Here is a 23,936-nt window from a genome sequence, read left to right on the forward strand (position 1 = left end):
GGAAGACGAACCCGATCTCTTCGTTGCGGATGCGGGCCAGCTCGTTGTCGTCCATCTGGCTCACCTGCTTGCTGTTCAGCAGGTACGAGCCCTTGCTGGGCGTATCGAGGCAGCCTATGAGGTTCATCAGCGTCGACTTGCCCGAGCCGGACGGACCCATGATGGCCACGTACTCGTTGCGCCGGATCGCGAGATCGACTCCGCGAAGGGCGCGGACGATTTCGCCACCCATGTCGTACTCTCGCTTCAACTGACGGGTCACGATCACCCAGTCCTGCCCGGGGGCGACGCCGGCCGAGGTCGTAACTGTCTGACGTTCCCCCGTGGTGCTGAGTCCGATCTCGTCGAGTGTCTTGCTCACGGCTTCTTTCCGGTTGCCGGCACCTTCTTGTCGTCCACCTTCGCCGTCCGGATCATCGCGCCGTCTTTGAGTTCGCGGATCGCCTGATACGTGCCGGCCACAATGGTCTCGCCGCGCTTCAGTCCGTCGAGCACTTCGAAATGACGCTCGCCGGCGATACCGACCTTTACGGGGCGGAAGCTCACTTTGTTGTCGGTGCCGACCACGAACACGCCTTCAACATCACGCTTGCCGACTTCCTTTGTCGGCTGGCGGCCCACCGTCACGGCCGAATCGCCGTTGGGAAAGTTCTCGTTCTCACGAACCGTGAGCGCAATGATCGGGATGCTGAGCACCTTCGTCCGCGACGCCGTCACGATCTTGGCCGTGGCCGAGAAGTCGGGGCGGGTATCCTGTGGCGGATTTACCAGCTCGACGCGCACTTCGTAGTCGATCGCCTGGTCGCCAGTGTTCCCGGCGGCTGTTTTGGTGACCGAGCTGTTTGAGATTTCGACAACGCGGCCCACGAATGTGGTGTCGGGGAAGGCGTCGATCTGGATGAGCGCCGAGTCGCCGACGCTGATGCGGGCGACATCAGTCTCATCGACCTTTACCTTCGTTTCGAGCACACTCATGTCGCTGATCGTCATGAGCGTCGCCGCATCTTTGTTCAGCGTACCCATGATCGCCGTTTCGCCCTCTTCCACGTTCAGGCGGGTAATCTTGCCGCTCATCGGAGCGATGATCGTGGTGCGGTTGAGCGCCTGGCGCGCATCGCGCACCGAGGCCACGGCTTGATCCACGCTGAAGCCGGCTGCTTCGGCCAGCGCCTTGTTCACTTCGGCCTGCGTTTTGAGCTGCTCGAGCTGTTCGTCGCTGACCAGCTCCGGCGACTGTCGCTTGATCTGCAGCGAGCGCTCGTAGTTGCGCTGCGCCTGCAACAGGCTCGCCCGCGACTGCGCCGCCTGGGCGCGAGATGACGCGAGGAATGCCTCGGAGCGCTGCAGCGCAGCCGTCACCTGCTCGGGATCGATCTGCAGCAGGAACTGGCCCTTCTTCACGACGTCGCCTTCCTTGACCGACAGGCGCACGATCTTGCCGGTCACGTCGGCCGACACGTCGACCTTGGTACGCGGCTGAATCTGTCCGCTGGCCGTCACCGAGGCGACGAGGTCACGCGCTTCCACGGCCTCGGTGCGCACTTCCACCGGCTTCGTGCTGTTCTTTTTTGCGCTGATCACTGCAAGGGCGGCAACGGCGATCACCACGACGCCGCCGATCCCGAACTTTACGCCTTTTGTCATGACTGGTCTCTGTTAGCGGAGGGGACGGCCGACGGCATTTTCAAGCGCCGCGAATGCCCGTTGTACATCGTATACAGCAGTGATTCGGTCGGTTTCAGCGCGTTCGTAATCACCACGCGCTTGCACCAGATCCACGATGCTGATGGCTCCCACGCGATAGCGCTCCTGGGCCAGCGAGAGGGCGGTGCGCGCCGTGCGCACGTTCTGCTCCTGAAGCACGACGGTTTGTTGCGCCGTGCTCAGTGAAAGGGACGCCGCCGTCACGTCGGCCGTGACGCGCAGTTCCTGCGCCCGTACATCGTTCTGCGCATTGCGACGCTGCACGCTGGCCTGCTCGACCTGCTGCTCACGACGCCAGCCGTTGAAGACGGGCAGCGAGAAGGTGGCGGAGAGGGAATACGGGTTGCGCGTGAAGTCGAACGGATACTTTCCCTGCGACGCGCGAATGGCATCTTCCTGCGCCGTCGTGAACGTGATCGCGCTGCACTGGGCAAGGTTGTTGGGCAGGCTGAGACGACTGCGCACCTCTTCACTGCGAATGCACGAGGCCTGGCCGGCCAGTGTATTCGCCTGGCTCTGGCTGATCAGCAGTCCGGTATTCGTGAAGCGGTTGGTGAAGGCCGACACAGCGGCCTGCAGCGCGAGTGACGGGAAGTAGGCACTGCGCGCCGAGGTCTGACTACTGCGGGCCGACTCTTCACGGGCACGGAACGCGCCGAGCGCGGGATTGGTTCGGCGGGCCATTTCGAGAATGGCCGGAAGGTCGATCGTGGGCGGAGCGGCGAGATTGGCATCGAGCGCGGCGTTGGGCGTCGCCTCGATCCCGATCGTCTGGAAGAGCCGGACGATTTCGATCGCGGCCTGATTGCGCGTGTTCAACGAGGCGACACGCTGCTGTCCATCAGCCACTTCGGCGCGCTGCACGTCGAGTTGCGTTCCGGATCCCACCTGCAGCCGGGCCCGGGCGAGCTGCAGCTGGGTTTGCGTGGTTGCCTGGAGCGTGTCCTGCAGCGAGGCGCGCGCCTGCGCTTGCAGCGCTGTGAGGTATTGGTTGGTCACGTCATTCCGCACGCGCTGTTCGGCGGCGGAGATCTCCGCTTCGGTTGCGTTCTGATTGGCCTGCGCGGCACGCTTGTCGTTCAGCGTGGCGAGCGACAGCTGGAGGCTGGCGTTCACGGAGGCGTCGGTGGAGAGCTGATTGTTCGTGGAGCCGAAGGCCTGACCCTGAAAAAAGGTCTGCCGACCTTCACGATAGCCCCCCCCGAAACTGCTGTTGACGCTGGGTAGGAACGCGCCGTTCGCCGAGCGTACCGCGGCGGCGGCGGTGCGTCGGGCGTTGGTAGATGACTGCAGCGCGGGATTGTTCCGGCGTGCGAGCGCCAAGGCGTCGGTCAGCGTGATGACCGCCCCCGGAGCAGGGGCGGACTGCGCCGCAGTAAGCGTTGGTGCGGTCCCGACGACGGCCAGACCGAGCGCGAGCGCGAAAGCGTGAATTCTCATGGGGGCGGAGCGGGTGAAGGTCATAGACAGGGAGGCGTACGCACCCCGCGTGGGTATGGTTTCAGCTGAACGGACCGAGGAGAGTGGGCCACCGTCGTGGACGTCAGCGTGGCACGTCGTCTCGGAGCGCCTCAAGGTTGCGGGCCGGGATGCTGAGCTTGAGTACGCGTCCCTCGGCGTCGACCCACACGAGGCGCAGATCCCCGCTGCTGGCCGTCACCCGCCAGCGACGCGCATCCCGACGCACGCCCGCCACGACGATGGTATCGGAACGTGTTTCGAGGACGAGTCGCACGGCACCCTGCGTATTGGCGATGGGCGTCAGGCGCGGCAGCGTGACGCCGCCGCCCTCGACGAGCGCGCGCTCGCGCACCAGCAGGGCGTACTGGACGATGCCATCATCCTCGATCACGACCGCGCCCGGACGCAGCAGATATTCGCGCGCCGCTTCCCCGGTCGAACTGCGCGCGAGTGTCGCGAAGCGGCCGCGCACCCGTTGGCCGCCAAGACGGAGCGTGACCTCAGCCCCGCGGCGCTCCTCGACGGAATAGCGCACCGGCGTGCCAGCCGAGTCGGTCTCCAGGCGCATCGCGACGCGCCGGTCGCCGAGTGCCGACTCCGACCGCACTTCGAGCGTTCCTCCATCCTGCGACGTGAGCCGTTGCACCGAGAACTGCTCGCGACCGGCGCGCTGTCCATTCACCAGCAGCGTGAAGCTGCCCACGTCGAGTCGAGCCGGCGCCGGTGGCTGCACGGACAGCCGTCGAGGGGGCGGCGGGGCCGCCGTGGATCGCCACCTCGATGGCCACCGCGCTGCCAGCAAAGGCGTCGCGAGCACGGTGATGACCAGTGCCAGAAGTATCGGACGATGACGCCGGAAACGGCGAACTGGGGGCATGTATGAAAGATAACCGGCACGGCGCGCCCCTTCGCGATGGCGTCGCTATAGCGGGGTCCACGGGGTATTGTGGGGCCATGTTCTCCTCTCCTCGCGCGGCTCGCGCCGATTCGTGGCCGTTGGGTTGGGTCGTCGCGGCCTGCATCGCCATCGTCGCCTGTGCCCTCTGGCAGCAGGCGCCGGGGTGGACGTCGCTCGCTGTGGCGCTGATCGCAAGTGTCGGTGCGGCGTGGATGCTGCCCACCGTGCGACGTCCTCGCGGGATGCCCGCCGTGACCGTCGTGTTGCTCGCCGTCACGGTCACAGTGGCCGTGGGCGAGACCGCGACACTGTTCGCGGTACGCCGTGATTGGACCACCTGGTCAGCCGGGGAACGGGAGGATCGCGCGCAGCGCGTGGCCGCGAGTCTGACCGACGTCGCCTCCACCTTGCGACGCGTCGTCGACGCGCGCGTGTTGGACTCGACCGTCGTGGCGAGTACACCGCTGGAGGAGAGCGTGGAGTCCGCGCTGCTGGTGTTCCGGAACGGCGCGTTGGTGGCGCGCTCGGGACAGACGCGAACGCCGATCACGGCGGGCGCACCGGTCGGTGTCCGTCTTATTGAGGGGGCGTTTCACACGTCGCTGGTAGCGCGGGCACGTTCCGCCGATGGTCGAGTTGAAGCGGTGGCGGTGGCACTGGTGTCGTCGGCACCGCCGGCCGATCGTTTCGCGCGGCCACTGCTGCGCACGCTGTCGGGCCGCGTCGATGTCGCGCATACGATTATCGAGTCTCCTGACTCGACGAATGTGGCCACCGGATCGACGGTGGTCGTGGTCCCCGATGGCCCGAATCGATTGGCGCGCGTGCGCGCCCTCGATTTCTCGGAGGGTGAGACGCAGCTGTCGCTGCTGCAGCGCGCACGGGCACGGACCAATCTGTCGCTCGGCCTTGCGCTGCTGGGCATGCTGATCAGTGCGTGGCGTCGGCCGGCTCGTACAGGACAACGGGTGGCTGCCGCGGCGGTGGCGGTGCTCGCGATCGCCGTCGCGCCCCTGACCGCCCTCTCGAATGTGTCGACGCTCTTTGACCCGGCGAGTTATTTCGCGGCGATGGGCGGACCACTGACGTCGAATGTGGCCGCCCTGCTGATCACGACTGCGCTCGCCCTGGCCGTGCTCTTGCTCGTGTTGCGCACGTCCGTCCAGAAGCCATCGCGATGGATCGCGGTGGCGGTGGTGATCATCGTGGCGTCGGGCGGACCGTTCCTGCTCCGCGATCTGGCGCGCGGCATTGCGCTGCCGGCGGCAGGCGCGGGCTTCGTGTTGTGGATTGCGTGGCAGCTCGCGCTCGCCCTGGCCGGTGTGTCGATCTTGCTGGCGGGTGCCGCCGCCGGGCGGGCCGCACTGGGTCCGCGCCGTGGTGTGCCATCGAGCGCCGCGCCGCTGCTGGCGATCTTGGCCGGTGTGGCGGCGCCGATCCTCTGGGATGCTCCGGGCGCATGGCCGGCGTGGTATCCCGCGCTGTGGATCGCCGCGATCGGATCGTTGGCGCTCACGCGTCGCGGTCTCGCGCAGGTCGCGGCGGCCGCGGTCGTCGCCGGCACCGGCGCGGCCACGTTGACCTGGGGAGCCACGGTGCGTGCCCGGATGGCGCTCGCCCAGCACGATCTCGAACGCCTCGAGGCGGTGGACGAGAATGCATATCGGTTGCTCGAACGATTCGCGACGTCGATGCGAGAAGAGACGCGACCGGTACGGAGTACCGAGGCGCTGTTGCGACGTTACGCCTCGAGTGAGCTCGCGCTGGCCGGCTACCCGGCGCGGCTGGCGCGCTGGGTTCCGGGCAACGTCACGACGCCGGTCTCCGATTTGTCGCTCGCGCCGGTGAACGATACGATCGGCGCGCAGGCGGTGATTGCGACCATGGCCCGCGAAAGCGGCTTGGTGGAGATTCGCGCCGTCGGTGATGGACCGACGACGCTGCTGGTGGCCGCCGTGCCGGCGCCCGATAGCGTCGTGACCACGATCGCGGTGCCGCCGCGCACCCGGCTGCTGCCGCTCGATCCGTTTTTCTCGTTTACGGGCGTCACCGGCGCGCGCGGCACCGAAGCCCCCTACAAGTTGACTCTGGCCGTGCCGTTCGCCGGCGATACGATCGCGCATCCGCTACAGTGGCGTCGGCGTGGCGATGCGATGCACGGCGATGGCGTGGCCGGTGGCGGTATCGACGTGCGGCGCGTGCATGTGGAAGTCGATCTCCGCCCACTCGACGTGTTGCTGCCCCGCGGGGCCTTGCTGGTATTCCTCGACGTCATCGCGGTGATGCTCCTCTGGTCGGCCACGGCGCTGGCTGATGGCGCGCTGGGCCGACTGCTGCGGCGGCGCCGCGTGCGCTGGTCACGTTCGTATCGTGTGCGATTGAGCGGCGCGTTACTCACGTTCTTTATCGTGCCGTCGACCATCTTTGCGTCGTGGGCGTGGTATCGTCTGCAGGACGACGATCGCGCGGCGCGCGAGCTGCTGGTTCGGGAAACGCTGCGCGTGGCGGCCGCCGAGCAGGAGCAGCATTCGATCGGGACGGCGCCATCGAGTACCGGCGCGCCGTTGTTTCTCTATCGCGATGCGCAACTCGTGACGGCCAGCGACTCGCTGCTTGATGCCTTGGCACCGCTCGGCCGATTGCTGCCAGTGTCGCTCGGCACCGAAGACTACCGCACCGACGATTTCGGCCCGGATGACGTGTTCACCACACGTCGTATTGCGGTCGGTGATGCGCGTACGCTGATCGGCTTCCGACATCTCTCGCCGACCAGTTCCACGGTACTGGCCACGCCGGCGCGCGGCGACGAATTCTCCCTCGATGCCCGCCGCGAAGATCTCGGTGTGCTCCTGCTGTTCGCGAGCCTGCTGGGCGCCCTGGCCGCCCTCTGGTCGAGTGGACTGGCGGCCCGTTCTTTGGCGCGGCCGGTGGGGGCACTGCGCGAAGCCGCACTGGTCATCGCCGCTGGCGGACGCGCACCGGCGCTCGGCACGGCGCCGGCCACCGAATTTGCGCCAGTGTATCGTGCGTTCGGACGGATGGCCGATGATCTGGTCACCAGTCGCGCCGCGGTCGAGGCAGCGCAGCGCCGCACGGAAGCGGTGTTGCAGCATGTCGCCAGTGGCGTGCTGGCACTACGGTCAGCCTCGAATGGCGCCGCACCAGGCGGCGACATTCTCATTGCCAATCCGCGTGCCGAGGCCATGCTGGGCGTGTCGCTCCGCGCGCCGAGTGTCTCGCTGCGTGCGCTGCCGGCGACACTCGCCCCGCTCGTGGAACGCTCGACGGCGTTCCTCACAGCCACGAACGACGAGGAAGCGTTTGAGCTGATGGTACTCGGACGTCAGGTGCGCGCGCGCCTCACGCGACTGCCAAGTGGCGCGGTGTTGACGCTCGATGACGTGACCGAGCTCGCGTCGGCGCAACGCGTACTGGCTTGGGGTGAGATGGCGCGGCAGGTCGCGCATGAGATCAAGAATCCGCTCACGCCGATACGTCTGGGGGTGCAGCACCTGCGTCGAGCCTATCGCGACAAGCGCGGCGACTTCGGCGAGATTCTCGATACCAACGTGGCGCGCGTGTTGGCCGAGATCGATCATCTCGACGAGATCGCGCGGGCCTTCAGCCGCTACGGCACCGCGCCGGAGGATCGCGCGCCGGCCCTGCCGGTGGATGTCGCGGCGGTCGTGCACGACGTGATGTCGCTCGAACGGTTGGGTGAAGACGGCGAGCGCGAGGCGGGTATTCGCTGGAACATCGAGGCACCGGAGCCCGGTGCGGAGCAGGTGGTCGCCCTGGCCCAACGGGACGAACTCAAGGACGTCCTGCTCAATGTGCTCGAGAACGCCCGGCTGGCCGATGCCGGGACCGTCTCCGTGCACGTTCAAGGGACGGCGACACACGTCGTGATTGACGTCAAAGACAACGGTACGGGTATCGCGGCGGATATCCTGCCGCAGGTGTTCGAGCCGCACTTCTCGACCCGAACCAGTGGAAGCGGCCTGGGGTTGGCGATCAGTCGACGGCTGATTGAAGGATGGGGTGGAACGATCGGCCTGACGAGCACGCCGGGCGCTGGAACCACCGTCCGCCTCACGCTTCGCCGTGCGACTCGCACATGACTTCGCTCGGGGCGTTAAACTATGTGTCATGAAGCAGTCCGCGCCTCCTCCTGACCACCGGCCAACGACCTCGCCGGCTCCGCATCTCGAGGCGTGGTCGCTGCCCCCGGGCTGGTCGTGGGGGCATGAGGCGATTCAGCGCGAGCATCGCCACTATCAGGAAGTGATCGACGCGCTGGGTCGTTCACTGTCTCTCGTGAGCGCCCCGGACGCGGGTCATGATGAGTGGTTGAAGAACGAGGCCCGCGCGCTGGCGCATCGGAATCATCCGTCTGTGCCGACGACCTACCACTACTGGGCTTCGTATCAGGAAAGTCGTCGGGGACCCGGGTATCTCCGTCGTTGGATCGGTGGGGAAACCGTGCATTCGCGCCTCACGCGGCTTGGGCCTGAGGCGATTCCGTTCGCGCTTCAGGTGCTGCGCGAGGCAGGGAGCACGCTGGCCTATCTGCACGATACCGGAGCGTCGCACGGCGCGATCTCGTCGAGCACGATCTGGCTGACCCCCGGCGGGCGACTGTGGGTGCTGGGGTGGGAATGGGTGCTGCCGCGCGACCAGCGTCCGGCCGGACTTCAGCCCGACTCGGTGTTCACGCCGCGGCCGCCTGAGTGGTCGGCCGCGGATTGGCGTCCGACACCGGCGTCAGATCAGTGGCAGTTGGCGGCAATGCTGTTCACGATGCTCACCGGCGAGACCCCGCCGGAGCATGATGTGCCGCCGATATCGCTGCTTCGCCCGGACTGCCCGCAGGCACTGGCCGCGGTCCTGGCGCGTGCGCTCGCGCCGTCGCCTGAAGACCGGTTTCCGAGTATCGCGGCGATGCTGCGAGACATGGACCGGCATGTGTCGGTGCGGCAGGTGATGATCGCGCCCGAGGGCGATGAGTTGCCGCCTGCGCTCGACTCAGCAGAGGCCCGTCTGCGTTGGGCAACGGCCGACGATTACGACATCCTGTCACCGCTGGGGAGCGGCATGTTCGGCAGCGTCTGGCGCGCCCGTGATCTCTCACTGTCGCGCGAAGTGGCCATCAAGGTGCTGCATCCGCACATCGCGAAGGACGACACGGCGGTGGCGCGCTTTCGCCGTGAAGCACGATTGGCGGCCCAGCTCGCGCACGCGGCGATCGTGCCGATCTACGATACCGACAGTCGTGGCGACATCGTGTGGTACACGATGGAGCTGGCCGAAGGTGGGTCGGTGGCCAGTCTCGTGTCGCGCAGTGGACCGCGCCAGTTCGAAGAGATTGCGCCGCAGGTCGATGAGGTGCTCGAGGCGCTACACGCCGCGCACACGAGCGGGATCATCCACCGCGATCTGAAGCCGGAAAACATTCTGATCGATCGGTACCGCCGGTGGCGGATCGGTGACTTCGGCATCGCGTACGCGCTCGGGGAAGAAGGCGCTGGCACGTCGGGCACACCGTCATTCGCCGCACCGGAGCAGCTGCTTGGCGAGGCCCAAGGGCCAGCCACTGACTGTTACGCGCTGGCGAGCATTGTGTACTTCGTCCTCACCGGACGCGCGCCGTTTGGCGATGGGCCAGCGGAGGCGATTCTGGCCCAGCAGCTGTCTGAGACACTGGCGGCGCGGCTCGAGGAAGACGGATTCCCCGAGGCGCTCGGTGGCTGGCTGCTGAATGGACTGGCGGCGCGGGTGGAAGATCGTTTCGAGGATGCGCTCGAAATGCGTATCGCCTGGCGACAGGTGGTGCGTGCGACGCGACGCGCGGAAGATGCGCGTCCGTGGTGGCGGCGTCTTATCGGGGGGCTTCAGGAAGATGACCCCGTCGAACCGCCTTCGGGTTGGTGAACTCGCGAAATCCGAGTGGGCCCAGTTCGCGGCCCATGCCCGATTGCTTTACGCCGCCGAACGGATAGCGCGGGTCCGAGACCACCATCTCGTTCACGAACACCATGCCGACGTCGAGTGCCTCGATGCACTGCGTCGCGATGGCCGGATCGCGCGTCCAGACACTGGCGCCCAATCCGAAGGGCGTGTCGTTGGCTTTGGCAATCGCGGCCACCACGTCGGCGACGCGAAACACCGACGCCACCGGACCGAACAGTTCCTCGCGGGACGCCGGGGCATCGTCGGGGATGTCCACGAGTACCGTGGGCGGATAGAAGAAACCGGCGAGTCCGTCGATGGCGCCGCCCACGAGCGCGCGCGCACCGGCGGCAATCGAATCCTGCACTTGTTTGGCGAGGCCGTCGCGCACACTCTCGGTGGCGATCGGTCCGATTTGTGTAGCTTCATCGCGCGGATCGCCCACGCGTAATGCGCGCATGCCGTCCACGAAGCGTGCCAGAAAGTCGTCGTAGACCGCGTCGCACACGATGAAGCGTTTCGCCGCGATGCAGGACTGTCCTGAATTCACCGTGCGAGCGGCCACGGCCTGTGCGGCGGCGACCGCGATGTCGGCGTCCGGGAGCACGATGAACGGATCGCTGCCGCCCAATTCGAGCACGACTTTCTTGAGATGCGTTCCGGCCACCGACGCGACGTGTCGGCCGGCGCGATCGCTGCCGGTGAGCGTAACACCCGCGATGCGCGCGTCGGCGATCACGCTATCGAGTGCTTCCACCTCGATGAACGCCATGTGACAGGGCGCGTCAGGTACCGCCGCATCATCAGCTCGAACGGCGGCCCGAGCTTCCACGAAACAGTCGTCAAGCAGCCGTGCGCCACCCGGCACCGACCCGGCCGGCTTGATCAACACGCCGTTGCCGGCGAGCAGCGTCGGCACGGCAAATCGCAGCGCCTGCCAGTACGGAAAATTCCACGGCATGATGGCCAGCACGGTGCCGAGTGGCGCGTACTGGATGCGCACATCGTTGATGGCGTCGTGCGCGAGCACGTCGTCGGCGAGTGCGGCCCGCGCGAGTGCCGGCGCCTGTTCGCAAAGCGAGACGCACTTGTCGACTTCGGCGCGGGCGGCCACGATCGGCTTGCCCATCTCGAGCGAGAGCCACTCGGCCAGTGCTTCGCGATGCGCCTGCAACGCGACGCCGAGCGCTTGAACAAAACGCGCCCGCTGCGCGTGATCGGCGCGACGCCACTGTTGTTGTTCGCGATGCACGCGTGCGATCAGCGCGACGCGCTCGCTCGGGGCGAGCGGCGGAACTTCATGCAAGGCGACGCCGGTCGCCGGATTCACTGCGCGGAATGTCATACCCTGAACCTCGGCGCCCGCCCCCATGAGGGTCAAGCGCCGAGGTGAGCCGTGCATCGTGCGCCGCCGCGCGTACAGCGCTGCGTTTACGCGGCGTGCGGAGGAAGAAAGGTCCCAATCACGTCAGGTAGTGCGTTGCCCAGCTGCGCCGACATCGCGGCGGGGCGCGCGGTCGACCTCGGCGGGGCGGCGCTGGTGAGTGCCATGGCAGCGGCGCGCGCCAGCGCGGCGACCTCGGCCGGTACCGGCATTGGCACCAATCGCGGCGCCGGGCGCGTCGTGCGATGCTGTTGGCGCGCTTCGATCATTTTTGTGAGCTGTCGTCGACGCTTGCGGGCGTACAGTAGCTGATCGGCGCGGGCGAGCAACTCGTTCACCGATGCCGTGTCGCTGGGACGGACGCGTGTGTGTCCGACCGTGAGCGAGAGTGGCATCGGCAACTCGCCCGTCGCGTTGAACAGCGCGAGGCGTTCGTCGAGTCGCTTCTGGATCGCACGGGCACCCAGGCCGTCGGCGTCGAGCGCGAGGATCGTAAACTCGTCACCGCCCATGCGCGCGACGACGTCGCAGTCGCGAACGGTGTTCTGGAGTAGCCGTGACACGGCCACCAGCGCACGATCACCGGCGGCGTGGCCATGACGATCGTTGAGCTGCTTGAAGTCGTCCATATCGACGTACATGACCACGGCATCTTTGCCCTGTCGACGCGCGATGCGCAGGTGCTGCTCGGCAAGGGCCATGAAGCCGCGACGGTTGTTCAGTCGAGTCAGGTCGTCGGTCAAGCACGCCTTCCGCAGACGGAGCTCATCACGCTTGCGCGACGACACATCGCGCACGGTGACGGCCAGCCCGTCGGCAGTCGGGGCGGCCTGATGAAAGAGCCAGCTGGCGGCCACCGCGCGACGGTTCACGCGAAGTTCTTCCACGACGGGCGTGCGCATCGTGATTGCATCGACGTAGCGCTCGACGAGCGTGTCGGCCATCGGCGTTGGCAGCGCTTCGCGAATGCGGCGACCGACCAGCTGTTCCCGGGTGCGATAGAGGGTTGCGGCGCCGCTGCTGTTCACATCGGCGATCTCGAAGTCGATGATTTCACCCGCCGCGGTCCGCACGGCGCGCAGGAGGAACATGCCGTCCACATTCGACTGCATCGCGTCTTGCAAGCGACGGATCCGATCGCGTAGCGACTCGTCCTCCTGCATTCGATGCAACAGTTCGCGGTGCAACAGCCGCCAGCCGGCGATCGCGACGATGAGCGCAGCGGCCGACAGCCACGGCGCCGCGTCCAGGAAGCTCGGTACCCGATCGACTGACTGCCCGGCGGACACGCCGGCGGCTGTCAGCGCGATGATGATGATGACACCCCAGAAGGGGGTGCGAAGAGCGAGACGATCGAACATGACAGAGGGATTGATGCTTGTCGGGATTCCGCAACCGCCGTCGGTCCGCGGAAATTCCCGCCCACGTCGCACCGGTCGTGTGGCGTAGATCACCAATGCAACCTGTGTGCCGCTCATCTATACAAGCGCAGCCAGTAGGCTGCGCGGCCCTGCAAAGGAAGTCCAAGTGGCTGTCATGGCATCGTTTACGAAGCCTGCAGACGCACAAGCCAACACTCGGTACCCCAAGCAAGCCGGTAGTCTCTGCCGGTCTAAACGTCCGGTCCCACTCGGCGAATCCCTCCGGGGCCGACACGGAAATTCCTGCCAGGTGGCTTAGTCAGCCCCCAACAGCAGACGACTTTCGATCGCTTCGTGCCTCGCTTCGCTGGCCGGATCTGGGCGCAGCAACGAGACCACGATTCCGGTCGCGAACGACAGCGGAATCGTGATCAGAGCTGGATTCTTGAGCGGAAAGATGGCAGTGGCGTGGTGCAGCAAGTCGACCTGAACGGCCGGCGACAACGCGATGAGTACGAGCGTGGAGGTCGCGCCCACGATCATGCTGCTGGCCGCGCCCGCCGTGGTGGTGCGCCGCCAGAACACGCTGAGCACCAGCGCCGGGAAGTTGGCGCTGGCCGCGATCGCGAAGGCCAGTCCCACCATGAACGCGACATTCTGGCCCTTGAAGGCAATACCGAGCGCCATCGCGACGAGGGCCAGGACAACCGTGGCGATGCGCGCGACCTTGATCTCTTCGCCAGGCTTAGGATGTCCTTTACGGATCACACTGGCCCAGATGTCATGCGAAATGGCTGCCGCGCCCGAGAGGGCGAGGCCCGCCACGACGGCCAGAATGGTGGCGAAGGCGACGGCGGCAATAAACCCGAGAAACGCGCGTCCACCGAGTAACTCGGCCAGCATCGGCGCTGCCATGTTACCACCCGCGTCGATTGCCTTGATCGCTTCGGGCGTGACAAGTACCATCGCGCCGAAGCCGAGCACAAACGTCATGAGATAGAACAGGCCAATCAGTCCTGTGGCAATGAACACCGAACGTCGCGCCGTGCGCGCATCAGGCACCGTGTAGAAGCGCATCAGAATGTGCGGCAGCCCAGCGGTCCCGAACATCAGCGCCATGCCGAGCGAGATCGCGTCCAGCGGATTGCTAACCAACTTTCCGGGGGCCAGCACACCGGCGCCGTACTTGGCCGCCGCGGCAGCGAACAAGACGCGCGGGTCGAAGTCGAACTTGGCCAACACCATGATAGCCAGTGCGGCCGCCCCACCGAGCAACAGCACCGCCTTCACGATCTGCACCCAGGTCGTGGCGAGCATGCCGCCGAACAGCACATACGCCATCATCGCACAGCCCACGATGACCACGGCCGTTTCGTACGGAATGCCGAAGAGCAGGCGAATGAGGCTGCCGGCACCGACCATCTGGGCGATGAGATAGAACGCGATCGTGGCCAAGGTGCCGACGGTCGCGCTGATCCGCACGGGCATCGGATCGAGCCGCGACGCGACGACATCGGCGAAGGTGTAGCGACCGAGATTGCGCAGTGGTTCGGCAATCAGAAAGAGCACCACGGGCCAGCCCACCAGCCAACCGGTGGAGTAGATCAACCCATCGAACCCGCTGGTGGACACGAGTCCGGCAATGCCCAAGAACGACGCCGCGCTCATGTAATCGCCAGCGAGGGCGAATCCGTTCTGCCCGGCGGTGACCGATCGGCCGGCGGCATAGAAATGGTCGGCGGTCTGCGTGCGCCGAGCCGCCCAGTACGTGATGCCGAGCGTGATGGCGATGAAAACCGCGAAGAAGCCGATCGCTACCGGATCAGGAGTGCCCAATGTCATTGGACGCCTCCCTGGGTGCCACGGGCAGCGGCTTCGGAGCCAGGCATCGCGCGGAGCGCGGCGAGCGCCGGATCGTAAACCCGGTTGGCCCACTGCACGTAGATCAGGGTGAGCACCCAGGCGGACACGATGACGAGGGCGCCGAGGACGATGCCGAGCGACAGGCCCTCGCTCACGAGACCCCCAAGCAGGGCCGGGCGATAGGCCACGAGCAGAATGAACCCGAAGTAGACCCCGACCATCAGCAGGGTCAGGACCGCGGCCACCCGCCAGCGGGTGCGAGCGAGGGTGCGGGTGGCGGCGATCTGAGCGTCGCGCGCCGCGTCGGCTGTCGGAGTAAGCGTCATGGCGCGCGAAGGTACGGGCAGGGCATCTTACGCGGTAGAGTCCCACCGTCGTTCGGTCTCTCTTCCCTCGTCTCTTCCCCCGTCTCCGGCCTCGCATCACGTGACACCGCGCATGGGCATCGCGTTGGGCAGCCTCATCTCGGGGCTGGTCGCGCTCTATCTGCACCTTTGGAAGCTCGGCCTGACCGGGGCCCTCGGATGCAGCAGCGCCGGGGGCTGCGAGTACATCCAAGGCAGCCGCTACGGGTGGTTCCTGGGGGTCGATGTGGCCCTTATTGGCGCGGTCGGCTACGCCATCCTGTTCGCGGCCGCAACGATCGGCACGATGGCGAAGTACGAAGACGAAAGGTGGCCGAATACGCTCATGCAGCTCATGATCTGGCCGGCGGTGCTGTTCACGCTACGGCTCAAGTACGGCGAATTCGTCGTCCTGAAGGGCTTCTGCTCATGGTGCGTGGTCTCGGCCGTGACGATCACGCTGTGCGCGATTCTGGTCACGCTGGACCGCAAGCGGCTCGCCAAAGTCTAAGCGCCCGGCGGCGGGGCTAGGGGACGTCCTGATCGCCGACCATGACCGCGTACCAGTGCTTCATCTCCTCGGGAATCGGGTAGCCGGGAAGCGTGCGCACCACGCGTCCGTTGCGATCGATCGCCACGAAGGTAGGCGTTCCAGGATAACGGAACGTGAGCAACACCTGATCGGAGCTGCCGGCCGGCCCGATGAGCTGCGCGCCGGTAAGTTTTTCGTTGGCGAGCATCGCGACGCCTTCACCGGCCCCCTCGAGCGTCAGCAGCTTGAGACGCGGGAGCGGACGTCCGGCTGACATCACACCCAGGTCCTTGAGCGCACGCTTGCACCAACTGCAGGTGCGCGAGCTGATCATGAGAATGGCCGGTTCGCCCTTGGTGTGAAGGGGAATCACTTTGCCATTCAACGCGGTCACCTTGAAGGTGCCGATGGCTTGCTCAGCCGTAGGCGCCGTTGACGGCGCGGTGTCAGTGCCCGCCACGACGCCGTGGTTGGCCAGTAGATTCACCACGTCCTTCTCGGCGGTCGCACGCTTGGCGATCAACACGGTACAGGCAAGCGCGACCAGCGCGAGCGCCAACGTGCTGAAGCTGATGTTGCCGCGAGGAGAACGCGCCGGTGCTGTCATACCTGAAATATACCCCGTCCTGAATCGAATGACGCTGCCGACCGGTTCGCGCAACGAAAAGCTAGGCTCACTCGATGTGGACGCGTATCTCGCCGATCCGTCGCGCAAGCAGGCGTTCGTGACGCCGATGTTCGACCTCATCGCCCCGCGGTACGACGCCTTCACGCGACTGTTTTCGCTGGGGATGGACGCGGGCTGGAAGCGCCGGGCGATTGCCGCCGCAATCGCGGAGGCACCGACGGCCCGCCACATGCTCGACGTGGCCAGCGGGACCGGTGACGTGGCCGCGCAACTCGCTCGCGCCGTCCCACCGGCCACCGTCACGGCGCTCGACGCGTCGCCGCGCATGATCGAGGCGGCGCGCGAACGATTGCGCACCATCGATGCCGATGTGTCGGGGCGCGTGACGCCAATGGTCGGTGACATGATGGCGCTGCCGCAGGAGCGCGCGAGCCTCGATGTAGTGAGCGCGAGCTATGGAGTGCGCAACGTGCCCGATCCGACCCTCTGTGTGCGCGAAATGGCGCGCGTGCTGCGGCCCGGCGGCGCCTTGGTCACGCTCGATTTCTACCGTCCGGGCTTCGCCCCGTGGCGCGCGTTGTTCCTGGGGTACTTGTCGATGGCCGGCAACATCGTGGGCTGGCTGTGGCACCGTGATCCGATCGTGTATGGCTACATCGCGCGCAGTATCCGGGATTTCATGACAGCCGATGAATTCTCGGCGCTGCTGCGGCGGGAAGGCTTTGAAATTGTGAGCGTGAAGCGCTACCTGTTCGGCGGGATCGCGCAGCACGTGGCGCGGCGGATCGCCTAGCTCGCGAAGGCGCGCGAAGCACAGCAACAGAATTGAAAAAGAAACGCTGTTCTTCGCGTCGCTTCGCGTTCTTCGCGGATTTCGCGCGAACGTGTTGCGCTGTTACCGCGAGCCGTACTCCGTCGAAGCAACGGCCGTCGCCACGATCCAGCGGTCGTCGACCGCGTACTGTGCGCCCACGGTGATCTCACCGTTGGCCAACTCCGGCAGGCGCAATGACACGGCAACCGCGCCATCGTTGCTAAAGCGCAACGCGACTTCGGTGAAGCGCACGTAGCGCTGGACGGTCGGATCGATCGCTTTGTAGACCGCTTCCTTGATCGCGAAGGACAGCATCACGCGGTCGCGTTGCGCGAGCGGATCGTGATTGAGCAGCGACAGGGCGTCGAGTTCGTCGGCGGTGAGTATACGTCGTGCAATAGAGGGACGGGCGAGATCGCGTTCCGTGGGGCGATGCTCGAGATCGACGCCAACGTACATCGACGCGCCCGCAGGAAGTGGCGTGCGCGGCACCATCAACCCGAGCGCGGCGTCGTGCTTGTGGCTCACCGAGCCGGCCACCGTGGGCGGCAGCACCGGCGCACCCCGATCAGTGCGGAGAATCGGCCCGTGGGCATCTGGCGCCCCCTGCGAGGAGAGTGCGCGGCCCAACGCCGCGCGCATGGCGAGACGGCCTGCCACGAACGTGGCGCGTTGGGTCGGCGGCATCGTTTCGACCAGCGCCGCTTCGTCGGGATGCAGCCGGGCGTCTGTCACCAGTGCCGGGAGCCAGCGGCGTGGGTCGGCATCCACCAACACCGGCACGTTGACCCGCACCAGCGTGAACGCCGACGGGGCGTCGCTCGGCGCCGGCACGAACTGCGGTGCTGGCCAGAGTAGTGCTGAGGGATCAGGCGACACGTCGGACATACGACAATCTACCCGCGATCTGCTCCGGTCGGTCGCACGATTGGCTCGCAATTCTCGTGCAATTCTCTGCGCGGAAGAGCAGCTTTCGGATGTGACTACGCCACTCCGCTCCGAATTGACGGCACCCTCATCGGCCAACTCGCGTCAGGTGACGCCTGCGCAGGCCTGGTATGCCGTCGCTATCCTCACGATCGCCAATGTGTCGGGGAACGTCGACCGACAGATCCTGTCGCTCATGGTCCGTCCGATCAAGCGCGACCTGCACGTGACCGACACGGAGGTGAGCCTGCTGATGGGGCTCGGCTTCGTGGCGTTCTATTCCGTGCTTGGTCTGCCGATCGGGCGGTGGGTGGACCGAGGGCATCGCCCCCGCATTGTCGCACTCGGCGCTGCCGTGTGGAGTGTGATGACGGTGATCACGGGCGGCGTGCGATCATACGCCGGACTCTTTGCGGCGCGCATCGGGGTGGGAGCCGGCGAAGCCACCCTGGGTCCGGCTGCCGTATCGATCATCAGCGATTCGTTTCCGCGGAAATCGCTGGGCGTTGCGATGAGCACGTACATGCTGGGTACGTTCGCGGGCTCCGGCATTGCGTACGCACTCACCGCGTTCGTGGTCGGTCGTTTCAGCCAGCCAGGGCTCGTGGCGGTCCCGTTCGTGGGCAATGTGTTCCCGTGGCAGTTGGTATTCTTTTTCGTCGGGTTGCCGGGCTTGTTGGTCGCGCTGCTGGCACTGACGATTCGCGAACCACGTGTACTCGACGCCACGGCCATCGAAGCCAATCGCGCGGCGCAGCTGCCGTTCGCCGAGGTCGTGCGCTACATGCGCGCCAACCTGCGCACGATCGGGGCGTTGTCACTCGGCTTCGCGTTCTCGGCGTCGGCGAACTACGCGCTCGTGGCCTGGTTGGCGTCGTTCCTCATTCGCACCTACGGCTGGACCGAGGCACAGGCCGGCACGCTGCAGGGAGCGCTCACGCTCACCCTTGGTCCGCTGGGTGTGATGCTGGGTGGTCGCCTCACCGATCGGTGGACACGTCTGGGCCATATCGATGCACCGCTGCGCGTCGGTATGCTTGGTGCCGCCGGCATGCTGGTGTTCGCCGGACTCTTTCCGCTCATGCCGACGGCGTTGTTGGCGGGGCTCATGCTGGTACCCGTAAACCTGTTCGCGGCGATGCCGTGGGGCGCCGCTAACGCCGCGATTGCCGAAGCGATGCCGGCGCGGATGCGAGGGCAGGGGAGCTCGTTCTATCAGCTCGTCGTGAATCTGTTCTCAGGGGTCGTGGGGCCGACCGCTGTTGCGCTCATGACCGACAAGGTGTTCCGTGATCCGCTGGCGCTGCGGTATTCACTCTCGATCGTCACGGTCGTCGCCATGTCGATGGCGATCCTGTTGATGGCTTGGGGACGTCCGGCGTTCCGTGCCACGGTGCAGCGGCTCCGCACCGAGTAGCGCCGCACCCGCATCCATCACGCCGCTCAGCGCCGAATTCGATTCACCGCGCTCGTGACCACGTTGCCGGCCAGCAAGCCGGCCGCCAGTGAAATACCGATGATTGCCACGCGAAATCCCGTGGCGATGCCCATTTCGACATCCTGACCCAGCAACGACTGCATGCTGCGCAAGCCGATGCTGCCCGGCACGAGAATGAGCAGGCCGGGTACCTGCGTCACCATGGCAGTGCGTCGCGTGAAGCGCGCGAACAGATTGCTGCCGGCGCTGACCACGAACGCGCCAAGAAATGCGCCGAGCTGCTCGCCAACCGACGCGCCCGCGAACTTGGACACGAGATAGGCGCCACCGCAGGCCACGACGATACTGCCGATGTCGCGCCGTTTTGCGCTGAGCAACACCGCAAACGAGAGAGGCGCGACGAGCAGCGCGATCCACTCGGTCCAGCCCGGGAGCTCGGCACGCGACAACGCGCCACGCAACGAGGGCAGGGCTTCGTGCAACATTGGCCCGAGTGAGCCGCCCGTCTGCGCACCCAGCGCGAGACCAAAGCCAAGCCCCAAAAACACGACAATCGCACCGCTCAAACGCGCCGTGCCCGACGCCAGATGTCGGGTGGACAGCTCGGTAAGCGCCACCGTGAACGTGAGTCCGGGCAGCAGCACCACGAGCCCCGCCAGCGACGTCGCAAAGCCACTGCGGGTGCCCATCACGTCGTCAATCGTGAACGCCACCGCGGTGACGGCGAACGCCGCCAGCGGCTCGGTCACGTGTCGGGTGCTTTCCCGGCGGCTGGCCATCAGTGCGATCACACCGGTGAGCAGCCCCAGGAACGATGCCGTGAGCACGTCGCCCACGCGCACCTTGAGAAAGCACGACACCGCCGCCGACGAACAGACGAAGGCAAACAGCACCAGCCACTGCGGGTAGGGCGGTGGTTGCAGGTCGAGCGCCTCGACCTGACTCAGGCCTTCCGCCGCTGACAGCGTGCCCTCGATCACGCCGCGCGTGATGTCGCCCAGCGTGGAGAGGTGCCCGAGATTCGGCTCCCCCGGCTCCACGCGGAGCAGCGACACACGCTGGTCGTCGAGATTGCCGATTCCCACCATGATGCTGGTCGGGGTCGAGAAAAACTCGGCCTCGAGCCCAAGCCGTCGGGCCGTGATAGCAAGGGCCGTCTCCAATCGATGCGCCGGCGTGCCATGCTTGTGGAGGGCCCGCGCCAGCTGCAGCACAAACCGACGCGACACCGCCGCCTGTCCGCCGGTCGACCCCATCGGTACGTCCAATGGGTTCTCGGCCGTGTTGAGGGCGTCGGGCAGGGTGAGGCGGGCCATGTTGCTGAGCGTAGGGGACGCCGAGGCGGGGCGCCACGGCTTATCTTTTACGGATACCGGCAGCAGGACCACATCCTGCGCCTCATCCGTCGTTACGCGGTCTCCCTCCGCTCCTTCTTCGAGATTCATGAAACATACTGTGCCGTTTCTGACCCGTCGCGCCGCGTCGGTCGTCCGCTCCGCCATCCGTCGCGTGGTTGCGGTGCCGATGCTCGGTGCGGCCGCGCTGTTGAACGCCTGCGGTACCGATAGCACGGCGCCCAATATCCCGTCCAATCCGGCCGTGCAGACGTACGCGTCGTCGCTCGGCGTGACCATCGCGAACATGACGAAAAAAAGCGATAACTTGTTCGTGCAGGATCTCGTGGTTGGTACTGGCGCCGAGGCGGTGGCCGGACGCGTGATCCGCGTGACGTACACGGGATGGCTGATTAGCGGTAGCCGCTTCGATACGAACGTGGGCGGAGCGGCGTTCAGCTTTACGCTCGGCACCCAACAGGTGATCGCGGGCTGGGATCAGGGCGTGCTCGGCATGAAGGTAGGAGGCAAGCGTAAGCTCGTGATCGGCTCGGCGCTCGGGTACGGCAACCAGGGGCAGGGGCCGATTCCGGCCAACGCCACGCTTGTGTTCGACGTGGAACTCCTCGGCGTGCAGTAGGCGCGACGCCGCGATGGTACGGAAGGGAGCGGGGAAATTCCTGCTCCCTTTTGCATTCGGACACTTACCGGACGACGCATGATCGCACGACTGCTGCTGGCGCGAGCGCTTGCATCGACACTGACTGCCGCGACTGCGCTGAGACCCGCGCCATTGCATGCGCAAGCGGCGGCCGAGCGTTTCGATATCCTGATCGCCGGCGGCTCGGTGTTGGACGGTACGGGGCGCGCGGCACAGCGACTCGACGTCGGCATCCGTGGCGATCGCATCGTGGCGATGGCGCCATTGCTCGCGCGCGCGCGGGCCGCACGCGTGATCGATGCAGCGGGCCGCACGGTGTCGCCGGGGTTCATCGATCTCCACGCCCATTTGGAGCCGTTGCTGCAGTACCCGCTCATGGAGAGCGCCTTGCGACAGGGTGTTACGTTGGCGCTGGGTGGCCCCGACGGCGGCTCACCGTTGCCGCTGGCACCCTACCTCGATTCGGTGCGCACCGCGACGATCGGAATCAATGTGGCGTACCTCGTGGGTCACAACGACGTCCGTCGTGCGGTGCTCGGTATGGCAGCGCGCGCACCGAATGCCGACGAGCTCGCCCGCATGAAGCTGCTGGTCGCCACCGCGATGGGGCAGGGCGCCTTCGGTCTCAGTACCGGTTTGCTGTATCTGCCCGGCACGTACTCGAACATCGAAGAAGTGATTGCGCTGGCGCAGGTGGCGAGTGATAGCGGCGGCATCTACACGTCGCACTTGCGCAAGGAAGGCATCGGATTGCTGGATGGCGTGGCCGAGGCGCTCGAGATCGGGAAACGGGCGCACGTTCCGGTCGTGCTTACCCACCACAAGGCGGTCGGCCAGCAGATGTGGGGCAAGAGCACGCTCACCCTGGCGCTGGTCGATAGTGCGCGAAAGGCCGGTACCGATGTGATGGTGGATCAGTATCCGTACACCGCGACGCACACTGGCATCGGGGTGCTGGTGCCAAGTTGGGCGATGGCCGGCGGTGATGCCGAGTTCCGGAAGCGACTGGGGGTGCCGGCGCTCAAGGACAGCATCATGCGCGGCATCATCGACAACATTCTCAACGACCGCGGTGGCGGCGATCTGGCACGCGTGCAATTCTCTCGCGTGGCCTGGGACACAAGTCTGGAAGGCAAGACGCTGAAAGACTGGGCCGCGCGACGAAAACTCGCCCCGACGCCGGAGAACGGCGCTGCGCTCGTGCTCGAAGCGATGCTCAATGGCGGTGGCAACGCGATTTATCATGTGCTCGACGAGCAGGACGTGCGCCGCATCATGGTGGCGCCGTTCACCATGATCGCCAGCGACGGACGCATCTCGAGTCCCGGCGACGGTCACCCGCATCCGCGCGCCTACGGCACCTTCCCGCGCGTGCTCGGCGAGTACGTTCGCAACCAGAAGCTGCTGTCGCTGGAAACGGCGATTCACAAGATGACGCAGATGCCGGCCATGCGACTCGGGCTCACCGATCGCGGCGTGTTGAAAGTGGGCAACGTGGCCGATGTGGTGGTGTTCAACGCGGCCACGGTAAAGGACATGAGCACGTTTGCGTCGCCGCATCAGTATCCGGTGGGAATTGAGACGGTGGTGGTGAATGGCGCGGTGGCGGTGAGTGGCGGGAAGGCGACGCGGGTACGGGCGGGGCGGGTGGTGCTGCGTACCGCGAAATGACTCGCGGTGTGAGCGCGCGATGGTGGTCGATGGCGGTGACGATGGCGTTTGTCACCGCTTGCGGCGGCGGCGATTCCGGCGCAACGCCGGGCGCTCGGCCGACGCTCCCGTCGGGCATGATGGCGGCGGCGGTCACGAACGCCGATGGCAGCGCGCCGGCGGTGCCGTTTGCCACAAGCACGCCAGTGGTTCGCCCCACGGTGCTGGAGCGCTTCCCGCATGACTCGTTGGCGTACACACAAGGGCTGTTGCTCGACGGCAAGCGTCTCTTTGAGAGCACCGGTCTCGAAGGCCAATCCGAGGTGCGTGAAGTCGCGCTGCGCACCGGACGCGTGATCAGGCATACCGCGACGCCCGACGCCGCGTTCGGCGAAGGCATCGCGGTGCTGAACGATCGATTGTATCAGCTCACGTGGCGTCGCGGCCGCGGCACCGTGTACTCGCCGGCCGGCCTGCGTGTCATCGATAGCGTGCGCTACGACGGCGAGGGATGGGGGCTCGCGACCGACGGATCGAGCCTGTATCAGAGCGACGGCACGTCGATCGTGCGCGTGCTCGAGCCGAAGACGTTCACCGTAATGCGGACGTTCGACGTGCGCGAAGCGGGTCAACCGGTGCGATGGCTGAACGAACTCGAGTGGGTGAACGACGAATTGTGGGCGAATGTATATCAGACGAACTTCATCGCTCGCATCGATCCGACCAGCGGCACCGTGAAAGGATGGGTCGACGTGAGTGCGCTACTCACGTCTGACGAGCGCACGTTTGTGGGGGTGCGCGGCGGGACGGCCAACGGAATCGCGTATGACCGCGCACGCGATATGGTGCTGCTTACTGGCAAGCTGTGGCCGTGGCTGTTCGTGGTCACGGTTCCGCGATAGCGGCGTATTCGTTGAGCGCGCGCGGCGCGCGCGTAGGGGCGGGCCTAGGGATCTGGCACTCGCGCGCGGCGGCGTGCCCTGCTCGG

General features: G+C 66.3%; 19 protein-coding genes. 8 read left to right on the plus strand and 11 right to left on the minus strand.

Going from position 1 to position 23,936, the window contains the following annotated elements:
• The 4 genes from ACLL97_RS06270 to ACLL97_RS06285 form a co-directional block, all read right to left on the minus strand.
• Positions 1-268: ATP-binding cassette domain-containing protein (locus tag ACLL97_RS06270; RefSeq protein WP_411279666.1), on the minus strand; the 268-nt coding region annotated here is incomplete at its 3' end.
• A gap of 89 nt (positions 269-357) precedes the next feature.
• Entirely contained in the window at positions 358-1,644 is a 1,287-nt protein-coding gene (locus ACLL97_RS06275; RefSeq protein WP_411279629.1) for an efflux RND transporter periplasmic adaptor subunit, read from the minus strand.
• Positions 1,645-1,656: 12 nt separating this feature from the next.
• Positions 1,657-3,144, minus strand: coding sequence for a TolC family protein (locus ACLL97_RS06280; protein WP_411279630.1), 1,488 nt, complete (start codon positions 3,142-3,144; stop codon positions 1,657-1,659).
• Between the two features lie 103 nt (positions 3,145-3,247).
• The gene (locus ACLL97_RS06285) at positions 3,248-3,898 is read right to left on the minus strand and encodes a hypothetical protein (protein WP_411279631.1); all 651 of its coding nucleotides are present in this window, start codon (positions 3,896-3,898) and stop codon (positions 3,248-3,250) included.
• A 221-nt stretch (positions 3,899-4,119) separates the two neighbouring features.
• Between ACLL97_RS06285 and ACLL97_RS06290 the strand changes: the two genes are divergently transcribed.
• A complete protein-coding gene (locus tag ACLL97_RS06290; RefSeq protein WP_411279632.1) occupies positions 4,120-8,184 on the plus strand; it encodes an ATP-binding protein in 4,065 nt (1,354 codons plus the stop codon).
• 28 nt (positions 8,185-8,212) lie between these two features.
• On the plus strand, positions 8,213-9,994 hold the full coding sequence (locus ACLL97_RS06295) for a protein kinase domain-containing protein (RefSeq protein ID WP_411279633.1): 1,782 nt from the start codon (positions 8,213-8,215) through the stop codon (positions 9,992-9,994).
• On the opposite strand, the gene ACLL97_RS06300 is transcribed toward ACLL97_RS06295, so the two are convergent.
• From ACLL97_RS06300 to ACLL97_RS06315, 4 genes are all read right to left on the minus strand, one after another.
• On the minus strand, positions 9,942-11,357 hold the full coding sequence (locus ACLL97_RS06300) for an aldehyde dehydrogenase family protein (RefSeq protein ID WP_411279634.1): 1,416 nt from the start codon (positions 11,355-11,357) through the stop codon (positions 9,942-9,944). The two genes, ACLL97_RS06295 and ACLL97_RS06300, sit on opposite strands and share 53 nt — an antisense overlap.
• An 86-nt stretch (positions 11,358-11,443) precedes the next feature.
• The gene (locus ACLL97_RS06305) at positions 11,444-12,757 is read right to left on the minus strand and encodes a diguanylate cyclase domain-containing protein (protein WP_411279635.1); all 1,314 of its coding nucleotides are present in this window, start codon (positions 12,755-12,757) and stop codon (positions 11,444-11,446) included.
• 315 nt (positions 12,758-13,072) lie between these two features.
• A complete protein-coding gene (locus tag ACLL97_RS06310; protein WP_411279636.1) occupies positions 13,073-14,599 on the minus strand; it encodes a sodium:solute symporter family transporter in 1,527 nt (508 codons plus the stop codon).
• Positions 14,596-14,946: a DUF485 domain-containing protein gene (locus ACLL97_RS06315; protein WP_411279637.1), complete on the minus strand. Its 351-nt coding sequence runs from the start codon at positions 14,944-14,946 to the stop codon at positions 14,596-14,598. The genes ACLL97_RS06310 and ACLL97_RS06315 overlap by 4 nt, the downstream gene beginning before the upstream one ends.
• A gap of 112 nt (positions 14,947-15,058) precedes the next feature.
• Here ACLL97_RS06315 and ACLL97_RS06320 point away from each other — a divergent pair, with 112 nt between their 5' ends.
• Positions 15,059-15,475, plus strand: a complete 417-nt coding sequence (locus tag ACLL97_RS06320) for a vitamin K epoxide reductase family protein (protein ID WP_411279638.1) — start codon at positions 15,059-15,061, stop codon at positions 15,473-15,475.
• 16 nt (positions 15,476-15,491) lie between these two features.
• Here ACLL97_RS06320 and ACLL97_RS06325 read toward each other — a convergent pair whose 3' ends face one another.
• Positions 15,492-16,103 (minus strand): TlpA family protein disulfide reductase, encoded by a 612-nt coding sequence (locus ACLL97_RS06325; protein ID WP_411279639.1) that lies wholly within the window; start codon positions 16,101-16,103, stop codon positions 15,492-15,494.
• 28 nt (positions 16,104-16,131) lie between these two features.
• On the opposite strand from ACLL97_RS06325, the gene ACLL97_RS06330 reads away from it, so the two are divergent.
• Complete coding sequence (locus ACLL97_RS06330; protein ID WP_411279640.1) at positions 16,132-16,917, plus strand: ubiquinone/menaquinone biosynthesis methyltransferase; 786 nt, start codon at positions 16,132-16,134, stop codon at positions 16,915-16,917.
• Between the two features lie 102 nt (positions 16,918-17,019).
• On the opposite strand, the gene ACLL97_RS06335 is transcribed toward ACLL97_RS06330, so the two are convergent.
• Positions 17,020-17,826, minus strand: coding sequence for a 4'-phosphopantetheinyl transferase family protein (locus ACLL97_RS06335; RefSeq protein ID WP_411279641.1), 807 nt, complete (start codon positions 17,824-17,826; stop codon positions 17,020-17,022).
• Positions 17,827-17,917: 91 nt separating this feature from the next.
• Here ACLL97_RS06335 and ACLL97_RS06340 point away from each other — a divergent pair, with 91 nt between their 5' ends.
• Positions 17,918-19,282, plus strand: coding sequence for an MFS transporter (locus ACLL97_RS06340; RefSeq protein WP_411279642.1), 1,365 nt, complete (start codon positions 17,918-17,920; stop codon positions 19,280-19,282).
• Between the two features lie 26 nt (positions 19,283-19,308).
• On the opposite strand, the gene ACLL97_RS06345 is transcribed toward ACLL97_RS06340, so the two are convergent.
• Positions 19,309-20,748: a threonine/serine exporter ThrE family protein gene (locus ACLL97_RS06345; protein WP_411279643.1), complete on the minus strand. Its 1,440-nt coding sequence runs from the start codon at positions 20,746-20,748 to the stop codon at positions 19,309-19,311.
• Between ACLL97_RS06345 and ACLL97_RS06350 the strand changes: the two genes are divergently transcribed.
• The 3 genes from ACLL97_RS06350 (at position 20,747) to ACLL97_RS06360 (ending at position 23,850) form a co-directional block, all read left to right on the plus strand.
• Positions 20,747-21,277: an FKBP-type peptidyl-prolyl cis-trans isomerase gene (locus ACLL97_RS06350; protein ID WP_411279644.1), complete on the plus strand. Its 531-nt coding sequence runs from the start codon at positions 20,747-20,749 to the stop codon at positions 21,275-21,277. The genes ACLL97_RS06345 and ACLL97_RS06350 overlap by 2 nt on opposite strands.
• A gap of 78 nt (positions 21,278-21,355) precedes the next feature.
• The gene (locus tag ACLL97_RS06355) at positions 21,356-22,969 is read left to right on the plus strand and encodes an N-acyl-D-amino-acid deacylase family protein (protein ID WP_411279645.1); all 1,614 of its coding nucleotides are present in this window, start codon (positions 21,356-21,358) and stop codon (positions 22,967-22,969) included.
• Positions 22,966-23,850 (plus strand): glutaminyl-peptide cyclotransferase, encoded by an 885-nt coding sequence (locus ACLL97_RS06360; protein WP_411279646.1) that lies wholly within the window; start codon positions 22,966-22,968, stop codon positions 23,848-23,850. Before ACLL97_RS06355 ends, ACLL97_RS06360 begins: the two co-directional genes overlap by 4 nt.
• The last annotated feature ends 86 nt before the right edge of the window (positions 23,851-23,936 follow it).

The organism is Gemmatimonas sp. (assembly GCF_046594945.1).
In the GTDB taxonomy this organism is placed as follows: domain Bacteria; phylum Gemmatimonadota; class Gemmatimonadetes; order Gemmatimonadales; family Gemmatimonadaceae; genus Gemmatimonas.

Excerpts from the sequence above, each read along its gene's own strand:
- ACLL97_RS06275 (WP_411279629.1), bottom strand. The coding sequence starts at position 1,644 with ATGACAAAAGGCGTAAAGTTCGGGATCGGCGGCGTCGTGGTGATCGCC.
- ACLL97_RS06280 (WP_411279630.1), bottom strand. The coding sequence starts at position 3,144 with ATGAGAATTCACGCTTTCGCGCTCGCGCTCGGTCTGGCCGTCGTCGGG.
- ACLL97_RS06290 (WP_411279632.1), top strand. The coding sequence starts at position 4,120 with ATGTTCTCCTCTCCTCGCGCGGCTCGCGCCGATTCGTGGCCGTTGGGT.
- ACLL97_RS06295 (WP_411279633.1), top strand. The coding sequence starts at position 8,213 with ATGAAGCAGTCCGCGCCTCCTCCTGACCACCGGCCAACGACCTCGCCG.
- ACLL97_RS06300 (WP_411279634.1), bottom strand. The coding sequence starts at position 11,357 with ATGACATTCCGCGCAGTGAATCCGGCGACCGGCGTCGCCTTGCATGAA.
- ACLL97_RS06305 (WP_411279635.1), bottom strand. The coding sequence starts at position 12,757 with ATGTTCGATCGTCTCGCTCTTCGCACCCCCTTCTGGGGTGTCATCATC.
- ACLL97_RS06310 (WP_411279636.1), bottom strand. The coding sequence starts at position 14,599 with ATGACATTGGGCACTCCTGATCCGGTAGCGATCGGCTTCTTCGCGGTT.
- ACLL97_RS06315 (WP_411279637.1), bottom strand. The coding sequence starts at position 14,946 with ATGACGCTTACTCCGACAGCCGACGCGGCGCGCGACGCTCAGATCGCC.
- ACLL97_RS06320 (WP_411279638.1), top strand. The coding sequence starts at position 15,059 with ATGGGCATCGCGTTGGGCAGCCTCATCTCGGGGCTGGTCGCGCTCTAT.
- ACLL97_RS06325 (WP_411279639.1), bottom strand. The coding sequence starts at position 16,103 with ATGACAGCACCGGCGCGTTCTCCTCGCGGCAACATCAGCTTCAGCACG.
- ACLL97_RS06330 (WP_411279640.1), top strand. The coding sequence starts at position 16,132 with ATGACGCTGCCGACCGGTTCGCGCAACGAAAAGCTAGGCTCACTCGAT.
- ACLL97_RS06335 (WP_411279641.1), bottom strand. The coding sequence starts at position 17,826 with ATGTCCGACGTGTCGCCTGATCCCTCAGCACTACTCTGGCCAGCACCG.
- ACLL97_RS06350 (WP_411279644.1), top strand. The coding sequence starts at position 20,747 with ATGAAACATACTGTGCCGTTTCTGACCCGTCGCGCCGCGTCGGTCGTC.
- ACLL97_RS06345 (WP_411279643.1), bottom strand. The coding sequence starts at position 20,748 with ATGAATCTCGAAGAAGGAGCGGAGGGAGACCGCGTAACGACGGATGAG.
- ACLL97_RS06355 (WP_411279645.1), top strand. The coding sequence starts at position 21,356 with ATGATCGCACGACTGCTGCTGGCGCGAGCGCTTGCATCGACACTGACT.
- ACLL97_RS06360 (WP_411279646.1), top strand. The coding sequence starts at position 22,966 with ATGACTCGCGGTGTGAGCGCGCGATGGTGGTCGATGGCGGTGACGATG.